Source organism: Methylobacterium longum (genome assembly GCF_022179385.1).
GTDB lineage: Bacteria > Pseudomonadota > Alphaproteobacteria > Rhizobiales > Beijerinckiaceae > Methylobacterium > Methylobacterium longum.
Genome location: NZ_BPQS01000021.1, coordinates 1 through 14,179 on the forward strand (window position 1 = coordinate 1; position 14,179 = coordinate 14,179).

The following is a 14,179-nucleotide window of genomic DNA, read 5'->3' on the forward strand; positions in this document are numbered from 1 at the left end:
AGCCGTGGGCATCGAACGGCACCCCGTAATGGCTTGCACCGGGTTTGCCGGCGAACTGGATGAACGGGCTCGGGTAGCGCGTGTTCGAATCGAGATAGCCGAAATGGTGCAAGAACTTGCGTCTCTGCGCGGCATCCTCGCTCTCCGCCGGGGGCCAGAGCTGGTCGACCCCCGGGGCCGTTAGAGCCGCCATCATCGCCTGGCGGAGCGCCGCGTAGCCGGCCCCGTTGAGGCGTACGCCGTCCTCGGTAAGATCGGGCCTGAGCGCTCCCGTCTCGGTGGCCAGGACGGCATCGTAGTCGATGAAGTCTGCACCGCAGTCAGCGGCGTGGTCGCGCAGCCACGCGTTGACCTGCCCGATGAGCGCGACCGGCAACCCGGCCGCATCCGGCGCGCCCGGATCCACCGGCGGGATCGAGCCGACCCAGGTCCGCACGTAGAGGTCGCTCGCGTCCCGCAGCATGGCGGCAATGTCGGCCACGATGGCCGCGCACGTGACTGAATGACCCCGGCCGAGGATGTCGTCGCGACCGGCGATCAGGTGCAGGCCCTTCGCCCCGTAGGCGGCGATGTCGGAGCGCAGGCGCCGCGCCATGTCGCGCGTCGACTGCCCGATGATTCCCCGGGGCACCGTCTGCGGCCCGGAGAACAGCGCCGGCGTCTCGGCCGTCAACCCCATCGTCACCGAATCGCCGAAGAACAGGATCGGCCCGAACGGGAACAGCGGCTTGTCTGCCTCCGGCATCGTCGTGCAGCCTCAGCGCGCGGCGAAGATCTCGATCCCGTCGAGGTGCAGATGCTGCTCCTCGTCGAGATCGACCTTGAGATAGCGGAACCGGACGTTGTCGAACCGCAGGTGGAGGGGCAACCCAGGATGGCAATGGGCGTCCACGGCATCGAAGACGAGGCGATAATCGTCTTCCGTCTCGCCCAGCCAGATCCGCATCAACTGCGCCCGCTCGCTGGGCTGCCCCCAGCGGTTGTAGATCCGGATCTCCGAGACGCGCTCGACCGCGCCGAGGTCGAGGACGCACCACGGATTGCGGTCGAGGCCCGTGTGGAAGAAGAACGACGGGTCGCCGGTGGTGCGCTCGCCGTAGGTGCCGGTCGTCCCCGACCAGGGGGAGGCGGAGCTGGCGCGCCAAGCCTTGCCCAGCGCGATGTTCTGCGACGGGCGCGCCCAGACCAGCGCGTCCAGCTCGAGTTCGTCGATCAACGTCCGGATCCGCTTCGACGGCTCGCGCAGCGCCGGGATCTCTAGATCGAGCTTGTAGACCAGGTTCGACAGGATGCTCTGGTCGAAGCGGTGGTCGATGAACCCGTCGAAATCCGGGAGGCCCAGCTGATTGGGGATGTCGGTGACGACCCTGGGATCACGCGCGTAGCGCAGCCACTCGGCGACCAGATGGCGCGTGGCCGGGCTCACCATGAAGGCGATCCACGAGGCCTGGATCTGGTCAGCGTTCCAGTAGCGCTCCGTGTCGCAGTCCATGAGCACGAAGCAATCGCGCTTGGTCCAAACCCGCTGCGGCCGGCCGTGCAGCACGCCGACCGCGACCCGGCACTCGGACCCAGCGAGCCAGCTCAGGAGCGGCGCCACCGGCGGCAGCGGATCCTCGCCCACTGCCTGCATCCCCGTGTCGCTGAAGACGATGAAGTCGCCGTCGCGACGCTTCTCCAGCGCCTCGGCGATAATATAGGGCTTCCAGGCCCAGTTTCCCGCGCCACGCGAACGGTCGAGGATCTCCCGGTGCTCTCGGTAAAATGCCGTCTGGCGCAACCGGTCGGGCGACCAGTTCTCTACCGTGTCGAAGTCACCCGTACCCGCCGCCGCGGCTGCAAGCCGGCGCTGGCTCTCGACGTAGTGGTACTTCGCGGCGAAGCTGACCAGCGTCTTGTGGCGTCCGCGCAGCCTGCGGCGCTGAACCATCAGCACCTCGGCGCGGTGCGTCGCGTAGGCGTTGACGCATAGTGCCTCGGGCGCTCCGTCCTCCCTCGCCAACTGGATCCTCCTGCTGATCGGCTGAGGGCTTGTCACCGACTTTCGCTTCTTCGGCAAGGTTGCGGCGGCTGACCCCGCCGCCGTGCCCGGGCCGCTAATCACGGAAACGCGCGACTGGCGGCGATTACCCCCTTAGCGATTTGTCGGCGGCGGTCCGGGTGGCGTCTTCCTCACACCACTTGTGAGCCGGTCATGATGGTGAGGGTGCGGCGTGAATGCATGCGGCCCGTCGCTAACCAACCTGATCGTCGAAGGCGAGCTTCTCGATCGGGTAGTCAATCATCAATTGACGGCGCTCTCGGGAGTTATCCCACTCGCCGACCTTGGTGTACTCGCCCGTAGTGTCGAGAACCTCGACGATCTTCCCGATCGTGGGAATACCCCGAAAATGCTGGGGCCAGCCCGAGGCGAAGAAAAATACTTCCTCGACGTGTTCGGATAGATGACACACGCCCGGTCCGAATGTGCCGAGGCCGAATACGAGGTAGCGGCCGTTCACCAGCGCGGCAACGTCGTCGGCGAGTGCCCCACTTTGCGTCGTGAGCGGAATGCCGGTTTCCACGATGTAAGCCTCCAATTCTGAAATCACAGGATTCAGGCGGTTCTCGAAGACCATCTTGATCGACGAGATTCGCTTTTCTGTGAGGAGGCGTTGGATGACGAGCTTGTAGAAGGCCAGCGGCGGCTGCGGATAGTGGGGGGCCACCCAAGTGCTGAAGATGTCGCCAGAGCGAATGTGGATGAGGAGCTGATCGTCGGGTTTTTCCGGAAAGCTCGTGGGAAGCCGGTTGAACAGTGGGCGGATGTAGTTCGTGATGATGTGGCGTGACTGCTTTTGTTCTAGCTCGCCCGCGAGTTTCTGAATCTTGACGTCGAAGAACATGCCGGACAGGAAGTACCCATCCGTCGGCAACGGATGCGAGGCCGGAATGAAGGTGATGCCGCCGATCTCCCGGGGTTCGTTGTAGTTGAGGACCTCGCTCCGGTCCATGATGGATAACTTGATGTACTTGAGCTTGAGCGCTTTGCAGATCCCGATCGCGAGCAAGCATTGAATGATGAAGTTGCCGAAGGCACCGTTCTCGTAGAGATCGATGCCGACGATCGACAGTCCTCGCTGCTCCGGATGGCCGAGCAGGCGGTATCCCCTATAGACATCGACGCCCGGGTGCTCGGAGACAAGATCAAAATCCGCGTTCATGAGCTTGCGCCAAACGATGAGATCGAAGGCGGCCCGCTCGGTCCAGACGCGTGCGGCGCGTGCATCGTGCGGATCAGCCGCGGTGGCGAAGACACGGATGTAGCGAGCCCAACTCGCCTCGCCCGGAGCGACCGCGATCAACGAAGTAGAAGCCGCGCTTGGCGCTTGTGAGACGACTTCGGGAGACGACCACGTCTCACCGTCATCGGAGAAGGCGAGCCGAGCTTCGAGTGTATCCGCGGAGACGGCGTCCCGCGTCGTCTCGAACTGAACGGAATGGATCGGGAAACGGAGACCCAAGTCAATCTGCCGCCAGGCGTCGCTCCCGGAGGCGTCCGAGGGCGAGGCGCCAACCTGATCCACGATCGTCCACGCGCCATTCGGAGCGAGTTCGACAAGATCGCGATGAGATACCTGTTCGCCTACCATCGACTACGTTCCATGTTTCCCAGCCAACGTCTCATGTCGGCTTGATCGCGATCGAGCCTACCCGGCAATGCCGCCAACCACGTTGGCAGGCTTCAGTCGCAAACGGCGACACAAGCAGAACATCCCGCACCGTCCCGCACGCCGATGCGTCGTTCCGAATCCGCGAGCCGTCTCTAAGAGAGGCCGGCGCTGAGGTCGAGGCGTGGGCTTCGGTGCGCCGTGCACCAGGCAGCTCCACATGGACAGGCTGCGTCGCTCGATGCGATATCAGGCGCGATCCGACCGATGTTCGCGATCGCGCGCTCCGAACGATGGCGTCCAAACGGCTCGCGCCTGGTCCTGCAAGCTGAGATCGAACAAGCATGCCCATCAAGATCGTCGACCTCGGCCATAACAATCAGATCGACACGTCGGATGATTTTCTCGCAACGCAGAATGGAACCATCTTCTTCGAACGCAGCAACAACCACATCATCATTGGAAAGAATTCGAACAGTGACGATATCTATCTTCACTGCGGATCCGACGCGGCGGTCCATATCGGCGATCACGTGCGCTTGGCCAAGGCCCGGATGCACATCGTCGCGCCGACCAAGCTGATCATCGCGGAATTCACCTCATTTGTCGGAAATGCGCAAATCTCAGCGCATGAATCGGCCGAGATCACCTTCGGTCATAATTGCCTGATCGCTGACGAGGTGACGGTGTCGGTGAGCGACATGCACTCGGTCATCGACGTGGAGACCGGCAAGCGGATCAATCCGGCGCGACCGATCTTGATCGGCCACCGCGTTTGGATCGGTGCGCGCTCGACGGTGCTGAAGGGCACGACGATCGGCGACGGATCCTTCATCGGGGCACATTCGCTCGTGCGCGGCACCTTCCCAGCCAACGTCATGGCCGCCGGGGTGCCGGCGAAGGTGATCCGCACCGGTGTCACGTGGCGCACCGATCTGATCTGACCCCGCCCGCTCAGGCGTCGAGCCCGAGCATCAGCCCGAGGTTCTGCACTGCCGCACCCGAGGCGCCCTTGCCGAGGTTGTCGAGGCGCGCCACCAGCACCGCCTGCCCGTGGTCGGACGAGCCGAACACCCGCAGCTCCAGCCGGTCGGTGTCGTTGAGGTCCTCCGGTTCGATCTTCTCCCTGTGCGCGCCGGTGGCGGCGCCCGGCACCACCTGCACCAGCGGCTCCCCGGCGTACCAGTCGCGCAGCGCCGCCTCTAGGTCGCCCGCCGCGGGCTTGCCCGGCAGGGTGTTGAGGTGGAGCGGCACGCTCACCAGCATGCCCTGCCGGAAACTGCCCACGGACGGCACGAAGATCGGCCGCCGCGTCAGCCCGCTGTAGCGCTGCAGCTCGGGCACATGCTTGTGGGCGAAGCCGAGGCCGTAGAGCTGGAACGGGGGCGCCGTGCCCTGCTCGTAGGCCTCGATCATGCTCTTGCCGCCGCCGCTGTAGCCGCTGACCGCGTTGACGCTGATCGGGTGATCGGCCGGGATCAGGCCGCCCGCCACGAGCGGGCGCAGGAGCGCGATGCCGCCGGTCGGGTAGCAGCCGGGATTGGCCACGCGCCGGGCGCGGGCGACCGCGGCCCCCTGTTCCCGAGTCATCTCCGGGAAGCCGTAGGTCCAGCCCTCCGCGACCCGGTGGGCGGTGCTGGCGTCGAGGACGCGCGGGCCGCCGCCGGGCAGTCCGTCGGCGAGCGCCACCGTCTCCCGGGCGGCTTCGTCCGGCAGGCAGAGCACGACGAGGTCGACCCCGGCGAGCAGCGCGCGCTTGGCCTCCGGATCCTTCCTGTGCGCGGGCGCGATGCTGCGCAGGGCGACCCGGCCGTCGCGCTCCAGGCGCTCGCGGATGCCGAGGCCGGTGGTGCCGGCCTCGCCGTCGATGAACACGGTGGGCTTCGTCGCGCCTTCGCCAGCCATGATCCGCTCGTCCTTCCGATTCGACCTATCGCCCGAGTTCGGCACCGCACGCGCCGATCACGTGAGCGCGGTGCACCATGCTGTCAACGGCTGCGCGGCAGCCGGAAACGCGAAAGGGCGGCCCCGCAGGAGCCGCCCTCTCCGTGACACCGGTGTGACCGGGTGTCTTAACGCTTGGAGAACTGGAAGCTGCGGCGGGCCTTCTTGCGGCCGTACTTCTTGCGCTCGACCACGCGGGCGTCGCGGGTCAGGAAGCCTTCGCGCTTCAGGGGCGCGCGCAGCTCCGGCTCGTAGTAGGTCAGCGCCTTCGAGAGCCCGTGCCGCACGGCGCCGGCCTGGCCGGAGAGGCCGCCGCCCGCCACCGTGACGTTGATGTCGTACTGGTCGATGCGGCCGGCGATCTCCAGCGGCTGGCGCAGGATCATGCGCAGCACCGGCCGGGCGAAGTAGACCTCCACGGGGCGCTTGTTGATCGTGACCGTGCCGTTGCCGGGTTTGATCCAGACGCGGGCGACCGCGTCCTTGCGCTTGCCGGTGGCGTAGGCGCGCCCTTGAGCGTCCAGCTTCTGGACGTGCACGGGGGCCTCGTTGGCCGGATCGACCGCGCCGGTGTTCGACCGGTTGAGGTCGGCGAGGGACTGCAGGGTCGCCATGATCAAGCGCTCACGTTCTTGCGGTTGAGGGCGCCGACGTCGAGCGCCTGCGGCTGCTGGGCCTCGTGCGGGTGCTCGGTGCCCTTGTAGACGCGGAGGTTGCTGAGGATCTGACGGAAGAGCGGGCCGCGGGGCAGCATGCGCTCGACGGCCTTCTCGACCACGCGCTCGGGGAACCGGCCTTCGAGGATGAACTTGGCCGTCCGCTCCTTGATGCCGCCCGGATAGCCGGTGTGGTAGAAGTAGCTTTTCTGGCTGTACTTACGCCCGGTGAACTTCACCTTCTCGGCGTTGATGACGATGACGTTGTCGCCGCAATCGACGTGGGGCGTGTAGGCGGCCTTGTGCTTGCCGCGCAGGCGCATCGCCACGATCGATGCGAGACGGCCCACCACGAGGCCCTCCGCGTCGATCACGATCCACTTCTTGTCGACCTCGGCGGGCTTCAGCGAGGTGGTCTTCATAGCCAAATCCCAGGGGTTCCGACGGATCCGGCCCCGACGGGTCGGGGCATTCAGGCATCGGGGTGCCGAAAAACGAGCCGCCGCGTGGAATGCACGCGGCGGCGGTGCCGGGTGGATAGCCGGACCGGGAGGGCGGGTCAACAGAGAAAATCGAAAACGCAAAAAGACGAGCGCTGAGAATGACTTCCAATCTGCGGTATCAGGATACCGCAGGTCAGTCGCTCCGCCGGCCGCGCTCGGCGATGGTGAGCCTCTGGACGCCCCGGCCGGCGAGCACGGGCTTCTTCGCGCTGAGGATGCGGGAGTTGACCCCGGTCCAGCCGATCTCGCCCGACAGGCGCCCGTACTCGATCTTGGGACAGCGGTTCATGATCACCGTGAGCCCGCGCGCCTCGGCCCGTCCGGCCGCCGCGTCGTCGCGCACGCCGAGCTGCATCCAGATCACCGTCGGCAACGGGTCGAGGGCCAGCGCCTCGTCCACCAGCGGGCCCGCCGCGGCGGAGTTGCGGAAGATCTCGACCATGTCGATCGGCTGCCCGGCGAGGGACGCCTGCACCTCCGCGAGGGAGGCGGCGACCCGGCGCCCGAGCAGGTCCTGGCCGGCGATGCCCGGATTGACCGGCGTCACCGCGTAGCCCCGGTCGAGGAGATACTTCAGCACGATCCAGCTCGGGCGGGCCGGGTTCGCCGAGGCGCCCACCAGGGCGATCGTGCGCGCGGCGTTGAGGATCGCGCGGATGCGCGCATCGGGGTAGCGGGCGTGCCGGGCGGCGATCTCCGCGGCGGGCTCGGACCCGTCGGTCGTCTCGTGCATGGCGTGCCTCCATCCTTGTTCCGGCCGGCCTTACAGCCGCCAGACCTCGTAGCCCAGCCGCGTGAAGGTTGCCCGGTCGTGGAGCGACTTCACGTCGACGACCAGCCCCCCGGGCTTCAGCCGCGCGGTGATCTCGTCCGGCGCCATCAGGGCATAGTCCCGGTGCGGCACCGCGATCACGACGGCGTCCGCGTCCCCCGGCAGGTCGTCCCAGTCGACCAGGGCGAGGCCGTGCTCGGCCTCCGCCTCCGCCGCGCTGGCCCGGGGATCGTGGACCGAGACGGCGCAGCCGAACGCGGCCAGTTCCCGGACGAGGTCGGCGACCTTCGAGTTGCGCAGGTCCGCGCAGTTCTCCTTGAAGGTCAGGCCCAGCACGACGACCCGCGCGTTTCCGGCGCCGCCGCGGCGGACGATCCGCTTCACCGTCCCGCGGGCGACGTGGGCGGCCATGCTGTCGTTGATCCGCCGCCCCGCCAGGATCACCTGCGGGTGGTAGCCGATCATCGCGGCCTTGTGGGTCAGGTAGTAGGGATCGACCCCGATGCAGTGGCCGCCGACGAGCCCGGGCCGGAACGGCAGGAAGTTCCACTTGGTCCCGGCCGCCTCGAGCACCTCGAGGGTATCGAGGTCGAGCTTGTCGAAGATCAGCGACAGCTCGTTCATGAGCGCGATGTTCAGGTCGCGCTGGGTGTTCTCGATGACTTTGGCGGCCTCCGCGACCCGGATCGAGGCGGCGGCGTGGAGGCCCGCATCGACGATCGTCCCGTAGAGGTCCTTGAGCCGCGCCAGGGTCTCGGGGGTGTCGCCGGAGATGACCTTCACCACCTTGCCGAGGCTGTGCTCCACGTCGCCCGGATTGATCCGCTCGGGGGAGTAGCCGACGGAGAAGTCCCTCTTCCAGCGCAGGCCCGAATGCCGCTCCAGTTCGGGGACGCAGATCTCCTCGGTGGCGCCGGGATAGACGGTGGACTCGAACACCACGGTCGTGCCGGGACGCATGTGCCGCCCGACCAGCGCCGAGGCCGTGACCAGCAGGTCGAAATCCGGGCACTGCGCCGCGTCGACCGGGGTCGGGACCGTGACGATGATGACGTCCGCCTCCCCCAGCCGGGCCGGATCGTCGGTGACCGTCAGGTGGCCGGCGGCCCGGAACGCCTCCGCGCTGATCTCGCCGGCCGGGTCGACGCCGTCGCGGTAGGCCGCGACCTTGGCGGCGGAGCGCTCGAAGCCGATCGTCGGCCGGGTCCGGCCGAAGGCCAGGGCGAGGGGGAGCCCGACATAGCCCAGGCCGACGATTGCCACGCTCTCCGCCATGCCGGATCCCTCCGCGGACCGGGGCACGCCGGTGACGGCCTCTTCCGCCGGCGGCGTATAGGGGCGGCCCGGGCCCGCGTCGAGCCGTCGCCCGGGGCGGTTCAGGTCAGCGACATGCGCAGGGGCGGCTCCACCTCCGGCGGCAGCGGCGAGACGTAGCCGGCGGCACCGACCCGGCGGGCGAGGTCCGCCCTGGCGGCGTCGCGCAGGGCCGCGTCGGTCAGCGCACGGGTGCCGGTGGCGGCCATCGCCTTGGCGACCTGCACCATCGCCTTGTGGGCCGCCGGGGTCCGCCCCTGCGCCACCACCTGCCAGGTGTGGAACGGCGTGCCGATCGCCACCGTGGGTGCGTGGGCCTGGACGGTCGGCACCACCCAGCTCACGTCGCCGACATCGGTGGAGCCCACCGCCGGATTGCGCGGCGCGTCGAGGGGCACGAGGAAATCCGCGAGCGGTGCCTCGGTCCGCGGCATCCCGATGGCGCGAAACACGGCATCGATGTCGCCGTCGGTCAGGGTCGCCCGGATCTCGTCGGCGAAGGCCCGGTCGGCGGCATCGAAATGGGGCGGCCCGAGCTCCTCCATCACCCCGTGGAGCGCCCGCTCCAGGGGCTCGTTGCCCACGAGGTTCGACACCGCGCTGACGATCCGGACCTCCACCGCGGTCTCGGTCATCAGGGCGGCGCCTTGCGCGATCTTCTTCACCCGCTCGACCAGCGCCAGCATGCCCGGCAGGTCGCGAGCCCGGATCGAGTAGCGCACCGTCGCGCCGGCCTGGACGACGTTCGGGGCGATGCCGCCGGCGTCGAGATAGGCGTAGTGGACCCGCGCGTCGGACGGCATGTGCTCGCGCATGTAGTTCACGCCGACGCTCATCAGCTCGACGGCGTCGAGGGCCGAGCGCCCGAGATGGGGCGCGGCCGCCGCGTGGGCGGTGCGCCCGGTGAAGACGAAGTCCGCCCGGGTGTTGGCGAGCGCCACCGGCGGCGCCACCTCCCAGAAGCTGCCCGGATGCCAGGAGATCGCGATGTCGGCCTCCGCGAAGGCGCCGGCGCGGACCATGAAGGCCTTGGCGGCGCCGCCCTCCTCCGCCGGACAGCCGTAGTAGCGCACGCGGCCGGGCGTGCCGGTCTCGGCGAGCCAGTCCTTCACGGCGGTGGCGGCGAGCAAAGCCGCCGCCCCGAGGAGGTTGTGGCCGCAGCCGTGGCCGTGGCCCCCCGCCTCGACCGGCCGGTGCTCGGCGACGCCCGCCTCCTGCGACAGGCCGGGAAGCGCGTCGTACTCGCCGAGGAAGGCGATGACCGGCCCGCCCGCCCCGGCCTCGCCCATCACGGCGGTGGGGATTCCGGCGACCGCTTCCGTGACCCGGAAACCCTGGTGGCGCAGCTCGGCGACGTGCTCGGCGCAGGAGCGAGCTTCGGTGTAGCAGACCTCCGGCAGGCTCCAGACCCGCTCGGACAGGGCGATCAGCCGCTCCGCCTGCCCGTCGACGTGGCGCCACACGGCGTTGCGGTTGTCCATGGGAAGAGCCTCCGAAAGGGCGCGTCGGCGGTCCTGTTGCAGGGTCGGCGCCAGGAAACCATGGGGATCGGGCGTCTGGCGACACGTTTCGGTTGAAGCGTCACTGGCCCGCCCCTTGCCAAGGCCGCCACCAGAATGATGCTGTGCCCGTCACGGCGGCAACCAGGAAATCAAATGGACGAACGGGATCTGCGCGGCCTCATCGGGCGGGTGAAGGACGGCCGCCTGTCGCGGCGCGCCTTCGTGCAGCGCATGGTGGCGGTCGGCCTCAGCGCGCCGATGGCCGGTCTGATGCTCGCCGGCAACGGCGTGGCGATGGCGGCCGACATGCGGGCCGGCTACAAGCCCGCCAAGGCCGGCGGCGGCGGCGCGCTCAAGCTGCTCTGGTGGCAGGCACCGACGCTGATCAACCCGCATTTCGCCATCGGCACCAAGGACCAGGACGCCTCGCGGATCTTCTACGAGCCGCTCGCCGCCTGGGACCCGGACGGCAACCTCGCGCCGGTGCTGGCCGCCACGATCCCGTCCAAGGAGAACGGGGCGCTCGCCGCGGACGGCCGCTCGGTGGTCTGGACCTTGAAGTCCGGCGTGACGTGGCACGACGGCAAGCCGCTCACCGCCGACGACCTCGTCTTCACCTGGGAGTACGCCCGCGACCCCGCCACCGCGGCGGTGTCGGCCGGCTCCTACAAGGATTGCAAGGTCGAGAAGATCGACGACCTCAGCGTCCGAGTCCTGTTCGACAAGCCAACGCCCTACTGGTGCGACGCCTTCGTGGGCATCGTCGGGATGGTGCTGCCCAAGCACCTGTTCGGGCCCTACAGCGGCGCCAAGTCCCGGGACGCGCCCCAGAACCTCGCCCCCGTGGGCACCGGCCCGTACCGGTTCGTGGAGTTCCGGCCCGGCGACATCGTCCGCGGGGAGCGCAACCCCGCTTATCACCTGCCGAACCGGCCCTACTTCGACACCATCGAGATGAAGGGCGGCGGCGACGCGGTCTCGGCCGCCCGCGCGGTGCTCCAGACCGGCGAGTACGACTACGCCTGGAACATGCTGATCGAGGACGAGGTCCTGAAGCGCCTGGAGACCGGCGGCAAGGGCCGGGTCGACGTGGTCTACGGCGGCAAGCTCGAGTTCCTGCTGCTCAACGCCACCGATCCGAACGTCGAGGTCGACGGCGAGCGCGCCTCGATCACCACCAAGCACCCCGCCTTCTCCGACCCGAAGGTGGCCCAGGCGATCAACCTGCTCGTCGACCGCAAGTCGATCCAGACCTACATCTACGGCCGCACCGGCAAGCCCACCGCCAACACGGTGAACGGCCCGGAGCGCTTCGTCTCCAGGGACACGAAGTTCGCCTTCGACCCGGCCAAGGCCAACGCGCTCCTGGACGAGGCCGGCTGGAGGAAGGGCCCGGACGGCATCCGCGCCAAGGACGGCAAGAGGCTCAAGCTGCTGTTCCAGACCTCGATCAACGCCCCGCGCCAGAAGACCCAGGCGATCATCAAGCAGGCCGCCGCGAAGGCCGGCATCGAGATCGAGCTGAAATCGGTGACCGGCTCGGTGTTCTTCTCCTCCGACCCGGCCAATCCCGACACCTGCACGCATTTCTACGCCGACATGGAAATGTACGCCTACAGCATGACGCAGGCCGATCCGGCGATCTGGCTGCTCATGTACGCCTCCTGGGAGGTGGCCCAGAAGGCCAACAAGTGGCAGGGCCGCAACGTCGTGCGCTGGCGCAGCGACGCCTACGACGCGGCCTACAACGCCGCCCAGAGCGAGCTCGACCCGGTCAAGCGCGCCGCGCTCCTGATCAAATGCAACGACCTCGCGGTCTCCGAGAACGTGCTGCCGCTGATCCACCGCGCCGAAGTCTCGGCGGTGGGCGCCACGCTCACGGCGCCCCGCAGCGGCTGGGACAACGACCTGTCGTTCCTGCCCGAATGGTACAGGGAGGCCTGAGCGGGAGGCGAGCGCCGAGAATCGAGGCACAACAATGGGCGCCTACATCCTGCGTCGTCTCCTGATCGCGATCCCGAGCCTGCTGGGCATCAGCCTGATCCTGTTCACCGTCCTGGCGCTGGCGCCGGGCGACCCGTTCGGCGAGCTCGCCAGCAACCCGAACGTGCCGCCCGAGGTGCGGGCGGCGCTCCGCGTCAAGTTCGGCCTCGATGATCCGATCTTCACCCGCTACCTGCACTGGCTGACCGCCATGCTGCAGGGGGACTGGGGCTTCTCCTTCGCCAGCCGGGTGAACGTCGCTGCCCTGATCCTCCAGCGGCTGCCGACGACCCTGTTCGTGGTCGGCTCCTCGCAGGTGCTGGCGCTGCTGATCGCGGTGCCGGTGGGCCTCACCGCCGCCCGCCGGCCCTACTCCCTGGCCGACCAGGTCGCCAACACGCTGGCCTTCGTGGGCTTCTCCCTGCCGACCTTCTTCACCGGCCTGCTGTTCATCCTGCTGTTCTCGATCAAGCTCGGCTGGCTGCCCTTCGTCTACCAGGCCGACCTGCCGGGGACCGGCCTGCCCTGGATCTGGGCGAATGTCCGGCAGGCGATCATGCCGGTGGCGGTGCTGGGCTTCTTCCAGGCCGCCTCCTATACCCGCTACGTCCGCGCCTCGGCGCTGGACGTCGCCCGCCTCGACTACGTCACCACGGCCCGCGCCAAGGGCCTGACCGAGGGCACGGTCACCCGCCGGCACATCGCCCGCAACGCCCTGATCCCGGTGGTGACGCTCGTCGCCCTCCAGATCCCCGCGGTGTTCGGCGGCGCCATCGTCACCGAGCAGATCTTCCGGATCCCCGGCATCGGCTCGCTGCTGATCGACGCCATGCTGGCCAACGACACGCCGGTGGTGATGGCCGTGACCTTCGTGTTCGCCGGCCTCGTCATCCTGTTCAACCTCGTCGCGGACCTGCTCTATGGCTGGCTCGACCCTCGCATCGCCCTCCGATGAGGCGCCTGCCCTCGCCCGCCCGCCGGCCTCGCCCGGGCGGGAGACGTGGCGGCGCTTCCGGCGGCACCGGCTGGCGCTGGCGAGCGTCGGCGTGCTGGCGCTGCTCGTTGGCGGCGTGGTGTTCGGCGGCTTCCTCTGGCCGGTCGCCATCGACGACATCGACTTCGCCGCCCAGCTCCAGGGCCCGTCCTGGGACCACCCGTTCGGGACCGACGATCTCGGCCAGGACCTGCTCGCCCGGATGATCTACGGCGGCCGGATCTCCCTGGCGGTCGGCTTCGCCGCCATGGCGGTGGCGAGCCTGATCGGGGTGCTGGTCGGGGCGCTGGCCGGCATGTCGCGCCGCCTCCTCGACCCGGTGCTGATGTGGCTGACCGACTTGTTCCTGTCCCTGCCGCAGCTGCCGCTGCTGCTCCTCGTGATCTACCTGTTCCGCGACAGCCTGAAGGCCGTGTTCGGCAGCCAGGGCGGGGTGTTCCTGATGATCGTCGCGGTGATCGGGGGCCTGCGCTGGATGCCGGTCGCCCGGCTGGTGCGGGCACAGTTCCTGTCTCTGCGCGAGAAGGAGTTCGTGGAGGCCGCCCGCTCGCAGGGGGCCACCGCCGCGCATCTCGTGCGGCGCCACATCCTGCCGAACGCGCTGGGGCCGGTGATCGTGGCGGCCAGCATCGAAGTCTCGGCGGCGATCATCGCGGAATCGACGCTGTCCTTCCTCGGCCTCGGCTTCCCCCCCGACATCCCGACCTGGGGGCGGCTGCTGTTCGACGCCAAGGACCATCTCGACGTCGCGCCGCACTGGGCGCTGTTCCCGGGGGGCGCGATCTTCCTCACGGTGCTGTCGATCAACTTCATCGGCGACGGCCTGCGCGACGCCCTCGACCCGCGGCGGGTTCTCTAGTG

13 protein-coding genes are annotated in these 14,179 nt (G+C 68.6%); 4 read left to right on the forward strand and 9 right to left on the reverse strand.

Features of this window, described 5'->3' with window-relative positions:
- The 3 genes from MFF58_RS18045 to MFF58_RS18055 all read right to left on the reverse strand — a co-directional run.
- Window positions 1–745 (reverse strand): GDSL-type esterase/lipase family protein (locus MFF58_RS18045; protein WP_238290180.1); only part of this gene is annotated, 745 nt, incomplete at its 3' end.
- A gap of 12 nt (window positions 746–757) precedes the next feature.
- Complete coding sequence (locus MFF58_RS18050; RefSeq protein ID WP_238290181.1) at window positions 758–2,002, reverse strand: hypothetical protein; 1,245 nt, start codon at window positions 2,000–2,002, stop codon at window positions 758–760.
- A 232-nt stretch (window positions 2,003–2,234) separates the two neighbouring features.
- Complete coding sequence (locus MFF58_RS18055) at window positions 2,235–3,632, reverse strand: discoidin domain-containing protein (protein ID WP_238290182.1); 1,398 nt, start codon at window positions 3,630–3,632, stop codon at window positions 2,235–2,237.
- Window positions 3,633–3,994: 362 nt separating this feature from the next.
- On the opposite strand from MFF58_RS18055, the gene MFF58_RS18060 reads away from it, so the two are divergent.
- Entirely contained in the window at window positions 3,995–4,594 is a 600-nt protein-coding gene (locus MFF58_RS18060) for an acyltransferase (protein WP_238290183.1), read from the forward strand.
- 10 nt (window positions 4,595–4,604) lie between these two features.
- Here MFF58_RS18060 and argC read toward each other — a convergent pair whose 3' ends face one another.
- The 6 genes from argC to MFF58_RS18090 all read right to left on the reverse strand — a co-directional run bounded on the left by argC (window position 4,605) and on the right by MFF58_RS18090 (window position 10,320).
- Window positions 4,605–5,555 carry an N-acetyl-gamma-glutamyl-phosphate reductase gene (argC, locus tag MFF58_RS18065; protein WP_238290185.1) on the reverse strand — a complete coding sequence of 317 codons (951 nt, stop codon included), beginning with the start codon at window positions 5,553–5,555 and terminating at the stop codon, window positions 4,605–4,607.
- A gap of 167 nt (window positions 5,556–5,722) precedes the next feature.
- Entirely contained in the window at window positions 5,723–6,208 is a 486-nt protein-coding gene (rpsI, locus tag MFF58_RS18070; protein ID WP_238290187.1) for a 30S ribosomal protein S9, read from the reverse strand.
- A gap of 2 nt (window positions 6,209–6,210) precedes the next feature.
- On the reverse strand, window positions 6,211–6,672 hold the full coding sequence (gene rplM / locus MFF58_RS18075; protein ID WP_238290188.1) for a 50S ribosomal protein L13: 462 nt from the start codon (window positions 6,670–6,672) through the stop codon (window positions 6,211–6,213).
- 214 nt (window positions 6,673–6,886) lie between these two features.
- Complete coding sequence (locus MFF58_RS18080; protein ID WP_238290189.1) at window positions 6,887–7,486, reverse strand: CoA-binding protein; 600 nt, start codon at window positions 7,484–7,486, stop codon at window positions 6,887–6,889.
- Between the two features lie 30 nt (window positions 7,487–7,516).
- On the reverse strand, window positions 7,517–8,800 hold the full coding sequence (locus tag MFF58_RS18085) for a nucleotide sugar dehydrogenase (protein WP_238290190.1): 1,284 nt from the start codon (window positions 8,798–8,800) through the stop codon (window positions 7,517–7,519).
- A gap of 101 nt (window positions 8,801–8,901) precedes the next feature.
- Window positions 8,902–10,320 (reverse strand): amidohydrolase, encoded by a 1,419-nt coding sequence (locus MFF58_RS18090; protein WP_238290191.1) that lies wholly within the window; start codon window positions 10,318–10,320, stop codon window positions 8,902–8,904.
- A 174-nt stretch (window positions 10,321–10,494) separates the two neighbouring features.
- Here MFF58_RS18090 and MFF58_RS18095 point away from each other — a divergent pair, with 174 nt between their 5' ends.
- Genes MFF58_RS18095 through MFF58_RS18105 form a run of 3 tightly spaced genes read left to right on the forward strand, consistent with a single transcriptional unit; the run spans window position 10,495 to window position 14,177 of the window.
- Window positions 10,495–12,285 (forward strand): peptide ABC transporter substrate-binding protein, encoded by a 1,791-nt coding sequence (locus tag MFF58_RS18095; RefSeq protein WP_238290192.1) that lies wholly within the window; start codon window positions 10,495–10,497, stop codon window positions 12,283–12,285.
- Between the two features lie 34 nt (window positions 12,286–12,319).
- Window positions 12,320–13,279 (forward strand): ABC transporter permease, encoded by a 960-nt coding sequence (locus MFF58_RS18100; protein ID WP_238290193.1) that lies wholly within the window; start codon window positions 12,320–12,322, stop codon window positions 13,277–13,279.
- Window positions 13,245–14,177 carry an ABC transporter permease gene (locus tag MFF58_RS18105; RefSeq protein ID WP_238290194.1) on the forward strand — a complete coding sequence of 311 codons (933 nt, stop codon included), beginning with the start codon at window positions 13,245–13,247 and terminating at the stop codon, window positions 14,175–14,177. Before MFF58_RS18100 ends, MFF58_RS18105 begins: the two co-directional genes overlap by 35 nt.
- Window positions 14,178–14,179: the final 2 nt, after the last annotated feature.